This window comes from Saccharothrix sp. CCNWYY140 (assembly GCF_037401995.1).
Taxonomy (GTDB): domain Bacteria; phylum Actinomycetota; class Actinomycetes; order Mycobacteriales; family Pseudonocardiaceae; genus Actinosynnema.
In genome coordinates this window covers 26,674-45,834 of record NZ_JBBEGC010000042.1, presented here as the reverse complement: position 1 = coordinate 45,834, position 19,161 = coordinate 26,674, and the positions used below count along the sequence as shown (strand labels likewise).

At 71.1% G+C, this 19,161-nt stretch carries 15 protein-coding genes and 1 pseudogene; 13 read left to right on the top strand and 3 right to left on the bottom strand.

Features of this window, described 5'->3' with window-relative positions; genetic code table 11:
- Window positions 1–123: 123 nt before the first annotated feature.
- The 3 genes from WBN91_RS20040 (at window position 124) to WBN91_RS20030 (ending at window position 3,294) form a co-directional block, all read left to right on the top strand.
- Window positions 124–1,614: a chitinase gene (locus WBN91_RS20040; protein ID WP_337728164.1), complete on the top strand. Its 1,491-nt coding sequence runs from the start codon at window positions 124–126 to the stop codon at window positions 1,612–1,614.
- 67 nt (window positions 1,615–1,681) lie between these two features.
- Entirely contained in the window at window positions 1,682–2,650 is a 969-nt protein-coding gene (locus WBN91_RS20035; protein WP_337728163.1) for a permease, read from the top strand.
- Window positions 2,647–3,294, top strand: coding sequence for a TIGR03943 family putative permease subunit (locus WBN91_RS20030; protein WP_337728162.1), 648 nt, complete (start codon window positions 2,647–2,649; stop codon window positions 3,292–3,294). Before WBN91_RS20035 ends, WBN91_RS20030 begins: the two co-directional genes overlap by 4 nt.
- A gap of 1 nt (window position 3,295) precedes the next feature.
- Here the strand turns inward: WBN91_RS20030 and WBN91_RS20025 are convergent, their stop codons facing one another.
- Entirely contained in the window at window positions 3,296–4,204 is a 909-nt protein-coding gene (locus WBN91_RS20025; protein ID WP_337728161.1) for an XRE family transcriptional regulator, read from the bottom strand.
- Window positions 4,205–4,683: 479 nt separating this feature from the next.
- Here WBN91_RS20025 and WBN91_RS20020 point away from each other — a divergent pair, with 479 nt between their 5' ends.
- From WBN91_RS20020 to WBN91_RS20005, 4 genes are read left to right on the top strand one after another with little or no spacing between them, the layout of a single operon-like run.
- A complete protein-coding gene (locus WBN91_RS20020; protein ID WP_337728160.1) occupies window positions 4,684–6,831 on the top strand; it encodes a metallophosphoesterase in 2,148 nt (715 codons plus the stop codon).
- A 60-nt stretch (window positions 6,832–6,891) separates the two neighbouring features.
- The gene (locus tag WBN91_RS20015) at window positions 6,892–8,109 is read left to right on the top strand and encodes an MFS transporter (protein WP_337726981.1); all 1,218 of its coding nucleotides are present in this window, start codon (window positions 6,892–6,894) and stop codon (window positions 8,107–8,109) included.
- Window positions 8,106–9,011 (top strand): hypothetical protein, encoded by a 906-nt coding sequence (locus WBN91_RS20010; protein WP_337726982.1) that lies wholly within the window; start codon window positions 8,106–8,108, stop codon window positions 9,009–9,011. Before WBN91_RS20015 ends, WBN91_RS20010 begins: the two co-directional genes overlap by 4 nt.
- Complete coding sequence (locus WBN91_RS20005) at window positions 9,008–10,072, top strand: hypothetical protein (RefSeq protein ID WP_337726983.1); 1,065 nt, start codon at window positions 9,008–9,010, stop codon at window positions 10,070–10,072. Before WBN91_RS20010 ends, WBN91_RS20005 begins: the two co-directional genes overlap by 4 nt.
- A gap of 199 nt (window positions 10,073–10,271) precedes the next feature.
- On the opposite strand, the gene WBN91_RS20000 is transcribed toward WBN91_RS20005, so the two are convergent.
- Complete coding sequence (locus tag WBN91_RS20000; RefSeq protein ID WP_337726984.1) at window positions 10,272–11,147, bottom strand: SIS domain-containing protein; 876 nt, start codon at window positions 11,145–11,147, stop codon at window positions 10,272–10,274.
- A 211-nt stretch (window positions 11,148–11,358) separates the two neighbouring features.
- Between WBN91_RS20000 and WBN91_RS19995 the strand changes: the two genes are divergently transcribed.
- The 4 genes and pseudogenes from WBN91_RS19995 to WBN91_RS19980 all read left to right on the top strand — a co-directional run.
- Window positions 11,359–12,633: an ABC transporter substrate-binding protein gene (locus WBN91_RS19995; RefSeq protein ID WP_337726985.1), complete on the top strand. Its 1,275-nt coding sequence runs from the start codon at window positions 11,359–11,361 to the stop codon at window positions 12,631–12,633.
- A complete protein-coding gene (locus tag WBN91_RS19990) occupies window positions 12,633–13,592 on the top strand; it encodes a carbohydrate ABC transporter permease (RefSeq protein WP_337726986.1) in 960 nt (319 codons plus the stop codon). Before WBN91_RS19995 ends, WBN91_RS19990 begins: the two co-directional genes overlap by 1 nt.
- Entirely contained in the window at window positions 13,573–14,424 is an 852-nt protein-coding gene (locus tag WBN91_RS19985; protein ID WP_337726987.1) for a carbohydrate ABC transporter permease, read from the top strand. Before WBN91_RS19990 ends, WBN91_RS19985 begins: the two co-directional genes overlap by 20 nt.
- Window positions 14,425–14,447: 23 nt before the next feature.
- Window positions 14,448–15,803, top strand: a pseudogene (locus WBN91_RS19980) (Gfo/Idh/MocA family protein); the annotation flags it as partial.
- Between the two features lie 812 nt (window positions 15,804–16,615).
- Here WBN91_RS19980 and WBN91_RS19975 read toward each other — a convergent pair.
- On the bottom strand, window positions 16,616–17,236 hold the full coding sequence (locus tag WBN91_RS19975; RefSeq protein ID WP_337726989.1) for an L-threonylcarbamoyladenylate synthase: 621 nt from the start codon (window positions 17,234–17,236) through the stop codon (window positions 16,616–16,618).
- 112 nt (window positions 17,237–17,348) lie between these two features.
- Here WBN91_RS19975 and WBN91_RS19970 point away from each other — a divergent pair, with 112 nt between their 5' ends.
- Window positions 17,349–17,879 carry an RNA polymerase sigma factor gene (locus WBN91_RS19970; RefSeq protein ID WP_337726990.1) on the top strand — a complete coding sequence of 177 codons (531 nt, stop codon included), beginning with the start codon at window positions 17,349–17,351 and terminating at the stop codon, window positions 17,877–17,879.
- Entirely contained in the window at window positions 17,872–19,095 is a 1,224-nt protein-coding gene (locus WBN91_RS19965) for a CU044_5270 family protein (protein ID WP_337729394.1), read from the top strand. Before WBN91_RS19970 ends, WBN91_RS19965 begins: the two co-directional genes overlap by 8 nt.
- Window positions 19,096–19,161 lie beyond the last annotated feature (66 nt).

Sequence of the window (19,161 nt, the reverse complement as noted above, 5' to 3'; positions counted from 1 at the left end):
TCGAACGGCTCCAGCGTGGCGAAATTCGGGCGGTCGCGCAGGGTGGCCGATCGGGTGTTGACAGTGACCGCGTGGTCTAGTCCAATTTCACCACCTCAGGCCGCCACCGAGGAGGAACCGACGATGTCCCGCAGAGTCCTGTTCGCCCGGGTGGCGGCGGTGTGCGCCCTGGTGCTCGGCGCGGTCGTGGTGAGCTTCGCCCCGGCCTACGCCGCGTCCGTGACGGCGACCTTCGCCAAGACCTCGGCGTGGGAGACCGGCTACACCGGCCAGTTCTCGATCAAGAACGAGACCAGCACGGCCATCACGAGCTGGAAGGTCGAGTTCGACCTGCCGGCGGGCACCACGGTCGGCGCGTACTGGGACGCCCTCCAGACCAACGCCGCCGGCCACCACACCTTCACCAACCGCGAGTACAACGGCACCGTGGCCCCCGGCGCCACCGTGACCTTCGGTTTCAACGCCTCCGGCACCGCGGCACCGGCCAACTGCAAGATCAACGGCGCTTCCTGCGCCGGCTCACCCACGACGACCACGACGACGACCACCACCACCACCACGACAACAACGACGACGACCACCACCACTCCGCCGCAGACCGGCCTGCCCCGCCGAGTCCTGGTCGGCTACCTGCACGCCAGCTTCGCCAACGGCTCCGGCTACATCCGGATGAAGGACGTCTCCCCGGAGTGGGACATCATCAACCTGTCGTTCGCCGAACCCACCTCCGCGACCTCCGGCGAGCTGCGCTTCCAGCAGTGCCCGGTGGCCGAGTGCCCGAACGTCGAACCGGAGGCCGAGTTCATCGCGGCCATCCGCGAGAAGCAGGCCCAGGGCCGCAAGGTGCTGATCTCGATCGGCGGCGCGAACGGCCAGGTCCAGCTGACCACCACGGCCGCCCGGGACGCGTTCGTCCGCAGCGCGAGCGCGATCATCGACAAGTACGGCCTGGACGGCCTCGACATCGACTTCGAGGGCCACTCGCTGTCGCTGAACTCCGGCGACACCGACTTCCGCACCCCCACCACGCCGGTGATCGTCAACCTCATCTCCGCGTTGAAGACGCTGAAGGCGCGCTACGGAGCCAAGTTCGTCCTGACGATGGCCCCGGAGACGTTCTTCGTCCAGGTCGGCTACCAGCACTACGGCGGCGGCAGCGGCGCGGACCCGCGGGCGGGCGCGTACCTGCCGGTGATCCACGCCATGCGCGACGACCTGACCCTGCTGCACGTCCAGCACTACAACTCCGGCCCGATCATGGGCCTGGACAACCAGTACCACTTCATGGGCGGCCACGACTTCCACGTGTCGATGGCGGACATGGTGCTGGCCGGGTTCCCGGTGCGCGGGGACGCGACGAAGTTCTTCCCGGGGTTGCGACCGGAGCAGGTGGCGATCGGGCTGCCGGCGAGCATCAACGCGGGCAACGGGTTCACGTCCGTGGCCGAGACGCACAAGGCGTTGGACTGCTTGATGAAGGGCAGCAACTGCGGGACGTACAAGCCGAAGGCGACCTACGCGGGGCTGCGCGGGTTGATGACGTGGTCGGTGAACTGGGACCGCCACAACAACTTCGAGTTCTCCAAGGCGCACCGGGCGTATCTGCCGAGGTAGCCGGCGTTCAGAGTTTCTCCAGATCACGGCGTTCCAAGCGGGTTGAGGGGAGGCCTACTGTCGGCGCATGGCGACCGCACCGGCAGTTCGCACCACACGGCTCGGGTCGGTCGAACTGCTGGCGGGCTTCCTGGTCCTCGTTCTGTTCCTGAGAGCGCCGCTGGAGGAGCTTCTCCAAGCCCCGGTGGTGCAGACGTGGACCACGGTGTTCGTGTCGATCGTGTTGCAGGCGACGCCGTTCCTGGTCTTCGGCGTGGCGCTGTCGGCGGCGATCGCGGTGTTCGTGCCGAAGGAGTTCTTCGCGAGGGCCTTGCCGCGGCGGCCGGTGCTGGCGGTGCCGGTCGCCGCCGCCGGCGGGATGGTGCTCCCGGGCTGCGAGTGCGGCTCGGTGCCGGTGGCCGGCGCGTTGCTGCGCAAGGGGATCACGCCTGCTGCGGCGCTGGCGTTCCTGCTCGCCGCGCCGGCCGTCAACCCGGTCGTCCTGGCCGCCACCGCCATCGCCTTCCCGGGCGACCCCGGGATGGTGACGGCCAGGGCGATCGCGAGCCTGCTCGCGTCGGTCGTGATGGGGTGGCTGTGGTTGCGGCTGGGCCGCATCGACTGGATCAGGCTGCCCGAGCACGTCCACGGGGACACCAAGTGGCGTGCGTTCTTCGGCGCCGCCGGGCACGACCTGGTGCACGCGGGCGGTTTCCTCGTCATCGGTGGCATGGCGGCGGCGACGATCAACGTCCTGGTGCCCGGCCGGTGGTTGCAGGCGCTCGCCGACAACCCGTGGTTGAGCGTGCTGGCGCTGGCGTTCCTGGCCGTCCTGCTGTCGATCTGCTCGGAGGCGGACGCGTTCGTCGCCGCCTCCCTGACCCAGTTCTCCACCACGGCCCGGCTGGCGTTCCTGGTCGTCGGGCCGATGGTGGACCTCAAGCTGTTCGCGATGCAGGTGGGCACGTTCGGGCGGCGGTTCGCGGTGCGGTTCGCGCCGGCGACGTTCGTGGTGGCGGTCGCGAGCGCGGTGGCGGTGGGGGCGGTGTTCGGGTGAACCGGACCGCGTCGAGCGTGGTGTTGCTGCTGCTGGGCGCGGCGGTGGTGAAGGTGTGCCTGACCGGCCAGTACCTGCGGTACGTCAAGGCCGGGCTGTGGCCGTTCCTGGTGTTGTCCGGGGTGCTGGTGCTGGTCTTGGCCGTCACCAACCGGCACCGGCAACCCCGCGTGGCGTGGCTGCTGACCCTGCCGGTGCTGGCGTTGCTGCTGGTGGCGCCCCAGCCGTTGGGCAGTTACGCGGCGGGCAACTCCGGGACCGCGCTGGTGCGTTCCGACGAGTACCCGCCGCTGCCGGAGGGTGACCCGGTCAAGGTCACCGTCCTCGACTACGCCTCCCGCGCGGTGTTCGACGGGGGACGTTCCTTGCGGGGGCGCAGAGTCGTCCTCACCGGGTTCACCGCACGCGGGCCGAACGGCGAGAACCTGCTGGTGCGCATGATCCTCACGTGCTGCGCCGCCGACGGCCGACCGGTCAAGGTCGTGCTGGACGGGTCGGTGCCGGCCGCGCCCGACACGTGGGTCGAGGTCGTCGGCACCTACCGCGATGGGTCCATTGTGGATGGTGTGAACGACGAGCGGATACCGTTCCTGAAGGTCGAGTCCTTCAAGAGCGTCCCCGAACCCCAGCGCCCGTACGAGTAGGTCAGCGCCAGCACCACTGGATGCCGTACTGTCCCGGCTCCGGGTCCAGCGTGATGAACTGGTACGTGCCGGTCGCCGGGTTGAAGCTCACCTCGTCCCGCTTCTCCAGCGGCAACCCGCTGCGCGGCTGGAAGTAGCCGTTGCACGTGCGGGGCGGGTGGTCGGGGTCGAAGGCGATCTGGAGCACCAGGTCCCGCGCCGGCCGGTAGATCGCGATCTGCGCGTGCCGGTCGGTCTGCCCCGGCGGGAAGCGCACCCCGAACTCCACGAACGCCAGCTCGCCCGCCGCCAGCGGCCGGTCGAGCAGGAACTCGAACACGCACGTCGAGGACGGCACGTCCGCGCGGAACCGGGACGGCCGGCAGCCCTCGGTGTGGATGACGGTCGGCGGGTGGGTCAGCGACGAGCAGCGGGTGACGAACACGAACCGCGTGGTGTCGTCGCGGTCGGCCCGGATGAGCCGGCGCACCACCATGCTCTCCTCGTGCCCGCGCCCGTCCACCCGGTAGGACACGTACTGCGAGAGCCGGTGCGGCGACTTGAGGTCGTCCGGCGTCGCGTCCACCTTCGCCAGCGCCCGAGCCACCGACTCGGGCCGGTGCCACACCTGGTCGTAGGTGACGACCGGGCCATCCCGGTTGGTCCACCGCCCGCGCGGGCGACGCGGTCCCAGCAGCGCGGTCAACGTGCGCGGCGGCCGACCCAGGATCTCCTCCAGGGCGGCCACCGCCGCCAGCGAACTGGCCCGCTCCGGCCGGTTCTCGCCGTTCTGCCAGTAGCTCAACGCACTGATGCTGACCGGCGTGCCCGCTTCCCGCAGCCGCCGGCTGATCTGGTTCAGGCTCAGCCCGCTGCGCTGGATCGAGGCCCTCAACGCGGCACTGAAATCCGCGGGCACGGTCGTCGTCATCACGGCTCCATCCGTCAACGCCGCAGGGAGGCGTCCAGGGAATTGCTGCCGCCGCGCAGCGTACCCCCTGGACGGTTCGCACGGAATTTCCTGCAACGGTTCCGAACATTGCTGCCTTCGGTCTGGGTCGATCAAGCACCCACGGCCGGGAACGTTCCCACCTCGCAGACTGGGCGTCCAGAGTTATCCAACCTCCTGGACAGATCGTCGTTGACGGCCCTTCACCTGCGGTTAAGGTCGAAAGCATCCCCCTCGCAGGAGGTGAAAACCCGCGGCGAGAGCCGTGACAACTGAACGGACGCACGACACCCTGGGCCACTCCGCAGTGCCCTGGGTGGACACCGCACACCGTCTCGGGGAGCCGCCGTTCGGCGAGCCGGTGGCGCGGTCGACTGCGGCCTTTTTCCGAACCCTGGCACTTTCCGGAAAAGGTTTCGCGATTTCTTGGAATTGTACTCCCTGCCCCTAGAGGAATCCGCATGCGCTCAGTCATACAACGACCCCGATGGCGCAGGTCGGCGGTTGCCGCGGCGACGTCCACCCTCTTGGTCGGCGCCGTCCTGGTGGCCGCCCAGCCGGCGGCCACCGGCCACGCAGCGCCGGCCGCGCCTCCCGAGATCGCCGACCAGGTCCCGCAGCTGCCCGAACCCGGTGTCACCGCCGCCCGCGCCGAGGTCACCGCCTCCGGTGGGGCCACCCGGGTCGCGACCGCCCAACAGGTGTGCGCGCCCGACGCGAAGTGGCTGCGGTTGCGGGTCACGCAGTTGTCCTTGCGTGGCAACGACTCCGTGACGCTCACCGGCTCGACCGGTGGCACCTTCACCCTCACCGCCGCGCACTGGCCCGGCAAGGCGTTCCACACCCGCGCCTTCGAAGGCGACTGCGTCCGCGTCGCGCCCAACCTGACCGACCCGGGCAGCCGGTTCGCGGTCGACTCCTACCAAGCGGGCACCCAGTCGCTGGCGCTGGCCACCTCGACGGTCGCGGCCGTGGGGGACGTGTGCGGCACGTCCTGCAACCAGACCGCGCCCGTGGTCAAGAACATGAACCCGCAGGCGCTGATCCTGGCCGGGGACAACGCCTACAGCTCGGGCACCCTCACCGAGTACCGGAACAACTACGACCCCTACTACGGCCAGTTCAAGGCCATCACCTACCCGTCGCCGGGCAACCACGAGTACAACACCTCCGGCGCCGCGGGCTACTTCGACTACTTCGGCACGCGTGCCGGCGAGCGCGGCAAGGGCTACTACAGCTTCGACGTCGGCGACTGGCACTTCATCGCGCTCAACTCCAACATCAGCCGCACCAGCACCTCCACCCAGGTGACGTGGCTGAAGAACGACCTGGCGGCCAACACCAAGCCGTGCACCGCCGCGTTCTGGCACCACCCGCGGTTCAGCCGCGGCGACCACGGCGACGACACGTCGGTGACGCCGTTCTTCCAGGCGCTCTACGACGCCAAGGCCGACCTGGTGGTCGTCGGTCACGACCACAACTACCAGCGGTTCGCCCCCTCGCGCCCGGACGGCACCAAGGACACCGTCAACGGCGTGCGCCAACTGCTGATCGGCACCGGCGGTCGGGGCTTCTACAACTTCAACCAGTCCTCGGCCGGCACCCAGGAAGCGGGCAACGCCAGCACCTTCGGCGTGGGCAAGCTGACGCTGTCCGCGTCGGGCTACCGCCACGACTTCGTGCCGGTGGCCGGCCGCACCTACACCGACACGGTGTCCGGCCAGTGCAAGAAGGCCGCCACCGCCCCGGACTTCACCGTCGCGGCGACCCCGTCGTCGGTGGCGCTCAAGCCCGGCGGTTCCGCCTCGGTGGCGGTGGACGTGGGCAGCACGGCCGGGTTCTCGGCGGCGACCTCGCTGAGCGTCTCCGGCCTGCCCTCGGGTGTCACCGGGACGATCAGCCCGTCCTCGGTCACCCCGCCCGCGAACGGCTCGGCGTCGGCGACCCTGACGCTGTCCGCCTCGACGTCCGCGCCCAACGGCAGCGCCACCGCCACCATCACCGGCACCTCGGGCACGGTCAGCCACACCGCGCAGGTCACGGTGAGCGTGTCGAGCACCGGCGGCGACGCGTTCTTCGACGACTTCGAGACCGACCGGGGCTGGCAGACCAACCCGCAGGCCAACGACACGGCCACGACCGGCAAGTGGGAGCGCGGCGACCCCGAGCAGACCGTCGAACCGGGCAACGGCCAGGTCAAGCAGCTGGGCGACACCACCAGCGGCGTGCACTGCCTGGTCACCGGCCGCCTGGCCGGGGCGTCCGACGGCGCGAACGACGTGGACGGCGGGAAGACCTCCACCGCCTCCCCGACGTTCACCGTGCCGACCGGCGCGAAGCTGACGTTCACCTACAACTTCGCGCACGGCGACAACTCCTCGACCTCCGACTACCTGCGGGTGAAGGTCCTGGAGGGCTCGACGGCCACCACCGTGTTCGAGCGGCTGGGTCAGAGCTCGCTCGCGGTGCCGGGTCGGTGGCAGGCGGCGGCGGTCGACCTGGCGGCCTACGCCGGGCGTGGCGTGCGCCTGCTCGTGGAGACCACCGACGCCTCCACCGGGTCCCTCGTGGAGGCCGCGGTGGACGACGTCCGGGTCAGCGTCGGATAGCCCACCGGTGCGCACGGCCGGTCCTGCCCGGCCGTGCGCACCACCACGGAAGGCCTTGGCATGTACGTCTCCACCACCCGCTCCGCGGACACCGGCCGGCCCGGGGGCCGGTCCCGCCACGCCGTGCCCGCGACCGTCGTCGGACTGGGCGTGGTCAGCCTGATCACCGACATGTCCGCGGAGATGGTCACCGCGGTCCTGCCGCTCTACCTCGTCTACGGCCTCGGCGTCGGCTACCTGCACCTCGGCGCGATCGACGGCCTCTACACCGGCGCGACGGCGTTGCTGCGCCTGGCCGGTGGCCACCTGGCCGACCGGCTCGGCCGCCCGAAAGCCGTGGCGCTGGCCGGGTACGGGCTCTCGGCCGTCACCAAGCTCGGCTTCCCGCTGGCAGGTTCGTCGCTGCCGCTGATCGGCGGTCTGATCGGCGTCGACCGGGCCGGGAAGGGCGTGCGTACCGCGCCACGGGACGCCATGATCACGCTCGCCACGCCCGCCGAAGGGCTGGGGCGGGCGTTCGGCGTGCACCGGGCGTTGGACACCGCCGGCGCGCTGCTCGGGCCGCTGGTCGCGTTCGGGCTGTTGACGTTGCTGGTCGGCGACTACACGTCCGTGTTCGCGGTCAGCTTCTGCCTGGGCGTGGTGGCCGTGGTGGTGTTGGCGGTGTTCGTGCGGCAGCCCGCCGGGACCGCGCCCCGAACCCGGGTCGGGCTGCGTGCGGGGTTGATGTTGTTGCGGGGACGCGGGTTGCGGCGGACGTGCCTGGCCGCGGCCTTGCTCGGGCTGTGCACGGTGGGGGACATGTTCCTGTTCGTCGGGGTGCAGCAGACCGCCGGGTTGCCTTCGGGCGCGTTGCCGTTGCTGCCGTTGGTGACGGCGTTGTCGTTCATGGCCTTGGCCACGCCCGTGGGGCGGTTGGCGGACCGGCTCGGGCGGTGGCGGGTGTTCCTGCTCGGGCACGTCGTGCTGCTGGTGGCTTACGTGGTGTTGGCGCTGGCGTTGAGCGGGTGGGCTGTCGCGGGTGTGGTTCTGTTGGCGCACGGCGTGTTCTACGCGTGCACTGACGGGGTGTTGATGGCTCATGCCGCGCCTTTGGTGCCGGAGGCCCTGCGTGCGACCGGGTTGGCGATTGTCCAAACTGGACAGGCGTTGGCTCGTGCCTGTGGAGCGGTTGTTTTCGGCGTTGTCGCGACCGGGTTGGCGTTGTCGCCCGCGTTCGCGGTGCTGGCGGTGGCGTTGCTGGTGGCGGTCCTGGTCGGCGGGGCGGTGCGGTCGTGATCGCGCGGCGGACGTGGGTCGGGGTCGGGCTGGTGGCGGTGACGCTGGCGGGTGGGGCGGTGTTCGTCGGGATGCGGTCGGGCGGTGCTGCTGTGTCCTCGTCGGCGCTGGACCTGCGTGGTGGCCCGATGCACGTGGACGGGTCGGGCCGGGTGCGGCAGGGGGACCGGGTGGGGCCGGCGTGCCACCGGGTGGACGTCGCGGCGGGCACCCTGGTGTGCCTGCGGGCCACCGCGCTGCCGGACCAGGCCGAGGTCGTCGTGTCCGACGCGGCGGGGGAGCGGCTGCGGCTGACCGAGTGGGGGACGCCGTCGCGGGCGCGCGTGTCGCCCAGCGGCCGGTTGGTGGCGTGGACGGTGTTCCGGGCGGGTGACTCGTACCTGGGCGGCGTCGGGACGTTCTCCACCACCGCGGGCATCTACGACTTGGCTTCCGGCAACCACTACGGGTCCCTGGAGGACTTCTCGCTGGTGCTGGAGGGGCGGCCCCATGCGGCCGACGACGTCAACTACTGGGGTGTGACGTTCGCGCGCGACGACGTGACCTTCTACGCGACCGTGCGGACCGGGGACTCGGCGTGGCTGGTGCGCGGCGACATGCGGACGCGGACGCTGGAGTCGGTGCGGCGCAACGTGGAGTGCCCCTCGCTGTCGCCGGACGGGACGCGGATCGCCTACAAGTTCCGGACCGGGGACACCTGGCGGCTGCACGTGCTGGACCTGGCGTCGGGCGCGGACGTGCCGCTGGCCGACCCGGCCCATCTGGACGACCAACCGCAGTGGCTGGACGACCGGACCGTGGCCTACGGGCGGGACAAGGCGGTGTGGTCGGTCCCGGCGGACGGCACCGGCACCCCGACCCTGCTCCAGCCCGACGCCTCCTCGCCGGCGGTGCCCCGATGACCGGGCAAGTGGCCACGCGCGAGCCCACCCCCGCCGTGCGGCTGTCCTCCCGGTTGCCGGCGGACTGCACGGTGGTCGGTCTCGTCCTGGTCGTTCTGGCGGCGGTCGTCCTCGTCGCCCTGCCGGAACCGGTCCGCGCGCCCGCCTCCACGATCCCGCTCGCGCTCGGCGAGGCGTGGCCGGGCGCGCGGACCGCCTCCAGCACCAGCGGCCTGCACACACCGCTCGCGTACCTGGACCTGGACACCCCGGTGAGTGTCACCAACGCGGGCGACACCGTGCGGATGGTGATCGGCGACCGGGTCATCCGCGAACTCCCCGCCTCCGACTCACCCCGCTTCGTCCTCACCGCCGCGCCGGAGGCCCTGGTGTGGCTGGAACTGTCCGACGTGACCGGCACGGGCGCGCTGTGGCGTGCCGGCCCGCGCGGCGAAGCCCCCACGCCGGTCACCGCCGACACCGGCCGGGTGGTGGTGCTGGAGTCCCAGTACGACCTGGTCGTCCACGACGGCCGCGCGAGCTGGGCCGCGGTGGTCGGCGAGGACACCGAGGTCCGCACGGTCGCGTTGGCGGGCGGGCCGATCGGCACGGTCGTCCTGCGGGGCAGGTACGCGCTGACGGCGTGGCCCTGGGCGACGGCGGCCGAGGTCGAGGCGGCGGGGTCGTCGCGGCTGGCCGACCTGCGGACCGGCGAGGTGACGACCGTGCGCGGCGAGGGCGTCGAACTGGTGGACTGCACGCCGGCGTGGTGCCGGGTGCAGGTGCTGCGGCAGAGCGGGACGGCCCGCCTGGACCTCATGCGCCCCGACGGGTCGTCGCGGCGGCGCGTGGGTGGGCGCGAGGTGCGTTCGGCGGTCGCGGATGTCGTGCTGCTGGACCGGTTCGCGGTCGTGGTGGACGACGGCCGGGGCGTGCTGGCGCTCTACGACGCCGTGGGCGACCGGACCGCCGACCTGGCGACGGGCTTCGGCACGGTCCTGGCGCGCGGCTCGTTCGTGTGGTGGTCGACCGGCGACAACACCCGCCTGACCTGGCACGCCCTGGACCTGCGCACGCTGTGACACGATCCGGTTTCACCCGGCCTCACGTGGCCATCTTCGCCTGAACGGCCTAACGTCCTACCTGTGACCGCAACGGGGAACGTGACATGGCCGGCTTAAGAGTGCGGGGTGCGCCGTCGGCGGTGCGGCGCACCCCGGGGCTCCTCAGCCGCCACGCCGGCGTCGGCCACCGGGAACCCGGGCCGACTCCGGCGCACGTCTAGGACAGGATCACCGACCGGGTCAGGTGCCGCGGCTGGTCCGGGTTGAGCCCGGCGGCCTCCGCGATGTGCACCGCCAACCGCTGCGCCACCACGAGGGTGGCCATCGGGTCCAGCGCGTTGGTCACGAACGTCCCGCCGGTCGCCGCCACGTCCCCCGCCAGCCCTTCCGGGGCCGGGCCGAACACCCAGGCCAGCCGGCCGGGCGCGGTGATGCTGATCGGCCCGTGGCGGTAGTCCATCGCCGGGTACGACTCGGTCCACGCGCCCGCCGCCTCGCGCATCTTCAGCGCCGCCTCGTGGGCCAGGCCGACCGTCCAGCCCCGGCCCAGGAAGGTGAACTGCGCGGCGTCCGTCCACTCCGGCGGCAGCACGACGTCCAGGGCCGCCGAGCAGTCGGCGATGGCCGGACCCAGGTCCTCGCCCAGGGACGTGCGCAGCAGGGCCAGGGCGCTGGTCGCGAACCGGGTCTGCACGACCGACACCTCGTCGGCGAAGTCGAGCACGACGACGTCGTCGGAGGCGTCCACGACGGGGGTGCCGCCGTCGGCGGTCAGGGCCAGGGTCGGCACGGGGACCGACTCCAGCAGGTCCAGCACCTCCGACGTGGTCCCCGACCGGGTGATGGCGACGACCCGGTCGTAGTCGCGCGCGCCGGGGAACTCGGAGGCGGCGAAGGCGTCGGTGTAGCCGTGACCGCGGGCTTCGCGCAGCCAGGCGTAGGACTGCGCCATGAACCAGGAGGTGCCGCAGCCGACGACGGCCACCCGCTCACCCGGTCGGGGCAGGACCGGCGCGACCTCCTTGGCCAGCGTGGACGCCCGGTGCCAGCAGTCCGGTTGGGTGGCGATCTCGACAGCGACGTGGGTGCTCACGGGCTCTCCTCCAGACAGTGCGCATTTCTGCACTCAAGCCACGAACATACTGCATGATTTTGCACCGCGAACAGCCCGTCGCAGCAAGAACCGTGCTCAAACGGTGACAACTGACTGTTGACCGCTGCGCGTACGAGGGGAAGTATGTGCACAATTGCTCACCAGCCGCCTCGGTGTGCAGTGCACCACACAGCCCCTCAGGGAGTGCCCCGTGACCGCTGCTCCACTCCGCGCCGCCGCCGCTCTGACGGCCGCCGCGCTGGCCCTGACCGCCTGTGGCGGTGGGGGGAACGCCGCAAGCGACGACGGCAAGTCGTTCACCTACTGGTCGATGTGGAAGGAGAACGAGCCGCAGGCGCAGGTCCTGGCGCAGGCGGTCGCCGACTTCGAGAAGGAGACCGGCATCGACGTCACCGTCCAGTGGCAGGGCCGGGACGTCCTGAAGAAGGTCGTGCCCGCGCTGCGCGGCGGCGACGTGCCGGACCTGGTCGACCAGGAGGAGGCCGGCGTGCGCGCGAACCTGGTCGCCTCCGACCAGTTCCGCGACCTGAGCGCGGTCTACGCGGCCGAGGTGCCCGGCTCGGGCAAGAAGGTCTCCGAGGTCGTCGCCGACAAGTACACCGGCACCCTCAAGAAGGACGGCAAGCTGTTCCTGGTGCCCTACGAGATCATCGGCAACGGCCTGTGGTTCGACGGCTCGAAGCTGCCCGGCGCCGCACCGAAGACGTGGGACGAGCTGGCCGCCCGGTTCGCCAAGGCCAAGGGTGAGGGGCGCGCGCCGATCGCGCTGGACGCCGACATCCCCTACTACAACGCCTACTGGACCGTCGGCGTCCTCCAGGGCGCGCTGGGCGCGGGCAAGGTCGACGAGCTGGCCAAGGACAAGACCGGCAAGGCCTGGGACACCCCCGAGGTGCGCGCCGCCCTGGCCAAGGTCAAGGCCCTGGTGGACAACAAGTACTTCATCGACGGCTACGACGGCTCCAAGTGGCCCGCCGTGCAGGAGAAGTGGGCGCAGCGCCAGGCGGACTTCCTGCTGATGGGCTCGTGGGCCCCGTCCGAGACCGGCCCGAAGGCCGCACAGGGCTTCCAGTTCACCTTCGCCCCGCTGCCGGGCGCGAAGACCACCGTGCCGGTGTCCAACCTCGGGTTCGCGATCCCCAAGCCCGCCAAGAAGGCCGCGGCGGCGGAGAAGTTCATCGCCTACTTCCTCAAGGACGCCCACCTGTCGAAGATCTCGACCACGGCCAAGAACCTCACCCCCAACCCGGCCCTGCCGGTGCCCGACGACCTGAAGGGCCTGGGCGCCGCGCTGGAGACGCTGCCGGTGTCGCGCCCCATCGACGGCATCGACGAGATCCCCGGCTACGCCGAGGAGGCCTTCTACCCGGTCAACGACCAGCTCATCAAGGGCAAGACCGACGTCGACGGGTTCCTGTCCCAGCTGGCCGAGAAGCAGGCGAACTACTGGAAGAAGAACGGCTGATGGCGGTTGCGTCCGCGACCGCGGTCGCCGGGCGTCGGGCGCGGCGGACCAAGGCGTCCGCCGCGCCGCTCACGCCGCTGGCCCGCCGCCGCCGAGCGCTGTTCTGGCCCTTCGTCGCGCCCGCCCTGGCGCTGTACCTGGTCTTCTTCGTGGGACCGGTGCTGGCGTCGGTGTGGATCAGCTTCCACCGGTGGGACGGCGTCGGCGCGCTCGAACCGCGCGGGGTGCAGAACTACGAGATCCTGCTGGACGACTCGACCTTCCTGGACTCGTTCGCCAACACCATGCTGATCCTGGTCGTGGTGGGCCTGGCGACGTTCGCGGTGTCGTTCGCGCTGACGATGGTGCTGCGCGAGATGCGGGGCCGCAAGTTCGTACGGGCGGTGCTGTTCTTCCCCTACATCGTCTCGCCGGTGGTGCTGTCGGTGCTGTGGGGCTTCCTGTTCCGCTCGCCCGAAGGCCTGCTCACCACGCTGTGGTCCGGGGTCACCGGCGCCACGCCGAACTGGTTGGGCGACAACCTGTTCACGGTGATCTGCATCGGCCTGATCTGGGTCAACACCGGGTTCTTCACCACGATCATCATGGCCGGCGTCGACCGCATCCCCGCCGACCTGTACGAGGACTCCGCGCTGGCCGGAGCCACGGCGTGGCAACGGTTCCGGCACATCACGCTGCCGCTCACCTGGGACGTGGTGGCCACCGCCGCCGTGATCTGGACGATCTCGTCGTTGAAGATCTTCGAGTTCATCTACGCCTTCGGCGGCACCACCAACGACATGCCGACGGTCGAGGTGTGGAACAGCGCGCTGTTCATCTACGGCAGCACGTTCGGCGGGCGCAACCCGCAGTACCAGTTCGGGTACGCCTCCGCCTCGGCGGTGGTGATGCTGCTCGTGGTCGGTGTCCTGGTCGTGCTGCTGCGGAGGGTGATGCGCCGTGCGCAAATCCAGTTCTAGACACGGTCACGGACCGCTCTACCGGGGCGGCGTCGGCCTGGTGTGGCTGCTGGCGGTCTTCAACGTCGGCGTGCTGGCGTGGATGGGCGTGGCCGCGCTGCGCGAGCACACCGCGATCTTCTCGCAGCCCTGGTCGCTGTCGACGTTCGGCCAGTTCGGCAACTTCGCCAAGGCCTGGTCGGACAGCGGGTTCGGGGCGGCGGCGCTGAACACGGTGGTGCTGGTCGCCGGGTCGGCCGTGGTGCTGGTGGCGATCTCCGCGCCCGCCGCCTACGCCCTGGCCCGCTCCGGCACGCGGATCTCCGGGGCGATGGCGTTGTTCTTCGCGCTGGGCATCGGCATCCCGGTGCAGGTCATCGTGATCCCGCTGTTCGTGATGCTGGAGAACATCGGCCTGGTCAACTCGTTGACGGGCTTGTTCGTGCTGTACGTGGCGCTGTCGCTGCCGTTCACGGTGTTCCTGCTGACCGCGTTCTTCGGGTCCCTGCCCGAGGAGGTCGAGGAGGCCGCCGCGATCGACGGCGCCGGGCCGCTGCGCACGTTCGTGCAGATCTCGTTGCCGCTGGCCCGGGGCGGGTTGATCACGGCGTTGATCCTCAACGCCATCGGCCTGTGGAACGAGACGTTCATCGCCCTGGTGTTCATCCAGGACACCGAACTGCAAACGCTTCCCCTGGCGCTGCTGGGGTTCATGCAGACCCAGCAGTACTCCGGAGCCGACTACGGCGCTCTGTTCGCCGGCGTCTGCATCCTCGTCCTGCCCATGCTCGCGCTCTACGTCTGGCTCGGACGGCGCATCGTCGAAGGGATGACGCTCGGCGCCGTCAAATAACCCCTGCGACACAAGGAGCCTTCATGGCCGACATCACGCGGCGGTCCCTGTTCGGCGGCGCCCTGGCGACCGGTGTGGTCGCGTTGGGCAGCGGCACCGCCACCGCCGCCGACGACCCGCCCCGGCCGCCCGGTCAGACCACCATGATCGACGTCCCGTTCCCCGCGCACACCACCGTCCGGATCGGCCTGATCGGCCTCGGGAACCGGGGCGGCGCAATGGCTTCCGGCTGGGCCTCCGTGCCCGGCGCGGTGGTCACGGCGGTGTGCGACATCCGCACCAGCCGGGCGCAGAGCACCGCCGACCGGCTGGTCGCCGAGGGCCGTCCCCGGCCGGCGGTCATCGGCGGCTCGGTCGACTCCTACAAACAACTGCTGGCCCGCACCGACGTCGACCTGGTCTACATCGCCACGCCGTGGGAGTTCCACTACGCGCAGGGCCGGGACGCGATGCTCGCGGGCAAGCACGCGTCGGTGGAACTGCCCATCGCCACCGAGCTCTCGGAGCTGTGGAGCCTGGTCGACACCTCCGAACGCACCCGCAAGCACCTGATGCTCGCCGAGAACTGCTGCTACGGCAACAACGAGCTGGCCATGCTGCGGATGTCGCACTCCGGTGCCTTCGGCACGGTCACCAACGGCCACGGCGGCTACCTGCACGACCTGCGGGCGCTGCTGTTCAGCGACACGTACTACACCGACTCGTGGCGCAGGCTGTGGCACACCCGCAGCAAGGCCAGCTTCTACCACATGCACGGCCTGGCCCCGGTGGCCGCCGCGATGGACATCAACCGCGGCGACCGGTTCACCACGGTCAGCGCGACGGCCACCCCGGCGCGCGGCCTGGCCGACTACCGCGAGCGGTTCGTGCCGCGCACGCACCCGTCGTGGAACGAGACCTACGTCAACGGCGACCTGGTCACGTGCCACATCAAGACGTCCAAGGGCTACGACATCCGCACCGCCCACGACGTCAGCACACCCCGCCCGTACAGCCGCATCAACAGCATCGCGGGCACCCGCGGCCTCTTCGAGGACTACGCCGGCACCACATCCGGCGCGCGCGTGTACTTCGAGCCCAGCCACGCCGACCACTCGTGGCGCGACTTCGGGACGTTCCGCGAGCAGTACAAGCATTGGCTGTGGCGCAAGTTCCCCAACGGGGTCGGCGGCCACGGCGGCATGGACGGCATCATGCAGTGGCGCACGGTGCAGCTCATGCGCTCCGGGCTGGTGCCCGACATCGACGTCTACGACTCGGCGGCCTGGTGCGCGCCGATCCCGTTGAGCGTGCTGTCCCTGGACACCGGCGGCGCGGCGGTGGCGGTGCCGGACTTCACCCGCGGCGACTGGTCCCGCCCGCGACCCGGGCTGGACTCCGCCGAGACCGACATGCCCGGCGGTGGCGGCACTTCCCCGCTGCCCAACCTGGCGGCGGCGTTCGACAACGTCGGCACCACCTACGAGAACAACACCACCCCCGGCAACTTCGACGGCGAGGGCAACAGCTTCTCCGCCGACAAGCTGACCGCCGCCGGCCTGGCTCCCGGCGCGTCGGTCACCGCGTTGGGCGCGTCGATCACCTGGCCCACCGGGGTCGGCGTGCGGAACAACGCGCGCGGGGCCGGACAGGTGATCCGGTTGTCCGGCAAGGGGAGCAGGGTCGTGGTGCTCGGATCGGGCATCGGGACGTTGCCCAGCGGCGACCTGGTCGTCCGCTACACCGACGGCACCACCGCGCGCGGCACCATCGCGTTCCCGAACTGGACGCAACCGGCGGCGGGCGGTGCCACGGCGGTGGCGACGGTCGTCGGCCGCAACCGCCAGAGCGGTTACGGCGACACCGCTTACCGCTACACCGTTTTCGCCCACTCGGTCGCCACCAACGCGGCGAAGAGCGTGGACACGGTGACCCTGCCGGTCAACGCCGACATGCACTTCTTCGGGCTGGGCCTGGCGCCGTAGTGCTAACGGGAACCCCTCCGCCGCCGATGCTCGGGGTGACGGAGGGGGGTTTTCCCTTGGACGTGCGCACTTCGCCGGGGCCGCTGCGACTCGTTCCCTTCGCGGTACCCGGGTTCCTGCTGATGGTCGCCTTGCTGATCGGGCGCTGACCGCGTTCGCGTGCACGGTCCTCTACAGCGTGCCGGTCATGCTGTGGATCTCGCTGGCCGCCGGCGTCCCCGACTGACCTACTCGAACCGGCCCGGATCACCCGCGCCGCGCCGCACGACCTCCGGCTCACCGCCGGAGAAGTCCACGACGGTGGTCGGCTCGGTGCCGCACTCGCCCGAGTCCAGGACCGCGTCCACCGCGTTGTCCAGCAGGTCCTTGATCTCCCAGCCCTGCACCGGCGGCTCCTCCTGGCCGGGCAGCAGCAGCGTGCTGGACAGCATCGGCTCGCCCAGCTGCTCCAGCAGCGCCTGCGCGACCGGGTGGTCGGGGATGCGCGCGCCGACGGTCTTCTTCTTCGGGTGCAGCAGGCGGCGCGGCACTTCGCGGGTCGCCGGGAGGATGAAGGTGTAGCTGCCCGGGGTCGCGGACTTGATCGCGCGGAACACCGCGTTGTCGACGTGCACGAACTGGCCCAGTTGGGCGAAATCGCGGCACATCAGGGTGAAGTGGTGCCGGTCGTCGAGGTGGCGGATCTGGCGGATGCGGTCCAGGCCGTCCTTGTTGCCCAGCTGGCAGCCCAGCGCGTAGCAGGAGTCCGTGGGGTAGGCGATCAGCCCGCCGGACCGGATCAGCTCGACCGCCTGGTCGATGGACCTGCGCTGCGGGTTGACCGGGTGCACGTCGAAGTACCTCGCCATGCGCGGAGCCTAGTGGGCGGCGATTCGACGCGCGCGGGAACGCCCGCCAGGGTTGCGGGCAAGAAGGGGCGTGCGAACCGAGAGCGCCTTGGCGGCGCAACGTGGGAGTCCGGTGACCGAACGCTTGGACACACCCGATGACCTGGCCGAACTGTACGACCAGCACGCCCGGCCACTGCACGCGTACCTGTCCCGCCGGGCCGGGGCGACGGTGGCCGACGACCTGGTGGCCGAGGCCTTCCTGGTGCTGTGGGAGCAGCGTCACACCTTCGACCCGACGCGCGCGGGCGCCCGCGCCTGGCTGTACGGCGTGGCGACCAACCTGCTGCGCCGACACGCCCGGTCGGAGGAACGGCGACTGCGGGCGTGGGCACGGCACGGGGTCGCTGTCGGGGAGGACGTGAGCGCCGTGGTGGCTTCGCGGACCGACGCGGGGGCGCTGAGCGCGCGGCTGGCGACGGCCATCGCTGCGCTGCGGGTGGAGGAGCGGGACGTGCTGCTGCTGGTGGCGTGGGCGGACTTGACACCGACCGAGATCGCGGAGGTGCGCGGGGTGCCGGTGGCGACCGTGCGGACCCGACTGCACCGGGCGCGGACCCGGCTGCGGGGGTTGGAGATCGTGGAGGGGGAGCGCAATGGGTGAGCGGGACTGGCTGGACGAGGGTGTGCGCGGGGTGTTGGCGGATCCGGCGCCGATGAGCGAGGAAGCTTTCGCGGCGGGGCGCGCGAGGGTGCTGGCGGTGGCACTGGGTTCAGACTCACCTGGTGCGACCGGCGTGGCTGGTTCCGCTAGTGCCGCCGGCGTGGCTGGTGCGGAAGGCGTGGCCTCCGGCCCCCGTCTCCATTCTCCCACGGGAGACCGACAATCGGCGGCCCGTGGCTCGCGGAGCAGTTCGGCGGCTCACTCGGGCGGTTCGGCGGGTCGCCCGGGTGGTTCGGCTGGGCGTTGGTCGGGTGGTCGCCGGTGGGTGGCGGTTGCGGCCGGGGTGGTTCTGATCGCGGTCGCCGGTGTGGTCGTGGGGGCGGTGAGTGCTCCGCCTGAGGCCACGGCGGCCGAAGTGTTGAACCGGGCGGCGGAGAGCGTGGTCGGTGCCGGTGATCCCGTCCTGCTTCCCGGTCAGTACCGCTACACCCGGACCCGGGACTGGGCGCTCGCCGTCGACGACCGCGGCGACCGGAGGTTCCGCCACCTCTACGAAGGCATCTCCGAGACCTGGCGTCCGCAGGACTGGCGGGCCGAGTGGCTGTCCCGCCACACCGTCACCGGGAAGCGCCAGTGGGTCGAGGGCACCGAAGCCGACGCTCGGGCCGCCGGTATCCACCTCGAAGAACCCCGCACCACCGAACACCGGGCCCCGTGCGGCGACTTCATCCCCCAACTGGGCGAGAGCGGGCCGTGCGCGGACGTCGCCGGCAGTTGGCGGCACCCCACCGAGGCCTTCCTCACCCGGCTGACCCGCGACCCGGTCGAGCTGCACCGCCAACTGGTCGAGGCTGCGGGCGACCTGCCCGGCGGACCGATGGCCGTCGCCGCCGACGTGCTCGCCACCGCCTGGGTCCCCGAAGACCTGCGGGCAGCGCTCTACCAGGCCCTCGCGAAACTCCCCGACCTGACCGTCTCCGACCGCGCGGCCGACCTGGACGGCCGGATCGGCATCGCGCTGCGGGCCGGGGCCGGGCCGCAGGTGCGGGAGATCGTCATCGATCCCGCGACCGGCCGGTTCCTCGGCGAACGGATGATCGGCACCCAGGAGTGGGAAGGACTGCCGGCCGGCACGGTCTGGTCGTTCACCTCCGTCACCATCGGCATCGCCGACGAGCCCGGCGTACGCCCCACCAAGACCACGCCCTCCGGCTGACCGCAAACCGTACGAAAGTCTCTTGTCCGGCCCTCCAGCCGCCGCAAATACTCGGCACGTCCGACC

Bases quoted from the DNA above. Each gene is read 5' to 3' on its own strand.
- WBN91_RS20040 (WP_337728164.1), top strand. From the start codon at position 124: ATGTCCCGCAGAGTCCTGTTCGCCCGGGTGGCGGCGGTGTGCGCCCTG.
- WBN91_RS20035 (WP_337728163.1), top strand. From the start codon at position 1,682: ATGGCGACCGCACCGGCAGTTCGCACCACACGGCTCGGGTCGGTCGAA.
- WBN91_RS20025 (WP_337728161.1), bottom strand. From the start codon at position 4,204: ATGACGACGACCGTGCCCGCGGATTTCAGTGCCGCGTTGAGGGCCTCG.
- WBN91_RS20020 (WP_337728160.1), top strand. From the start codon at position 4,684: ATGCGCTCAGTCATACAACGACCCCGATGGCGCAGGTCGGCGGTTGCC.
- WBN91_RS20015 (WP_337726981.1), top strand. From the start codon at position 6,892: ATGTACGTCTCCACCACCCGCTCCGCGGACACCGGCCGGCCCGGGGGC.
- WBN91_RS20005 (WP_337726983.1), top strand. From the start codon at position 9,008: ATGACCGGGCAAGTGGCCACGCGCGAGCCCACCCCCGCCGTGCGGCTG.
- WBN91_RS19990 (WP_337726986.1), top strand. From the start codon at position 12,633: ATGGCGGTTGCGTCCGCGACCGCGGTCGCCGGGCGTCGGGCGCGGCGG.
- WBN91_RS19975 (WP_337726989.1), bottom strand. From the start codon at position 17,236: ATGGCGAGGTACTTCGACGTGCACCCGGTCAACCCGCAGCGCAGGTCC.
- WBN91_RS19965 (WP_337729394.1), top strand. From the start codon at position 17,872: ATGGGTGAGCGGGACTGGCTGGACGAGGGTGTGCGCGGGGTGTTGGCG.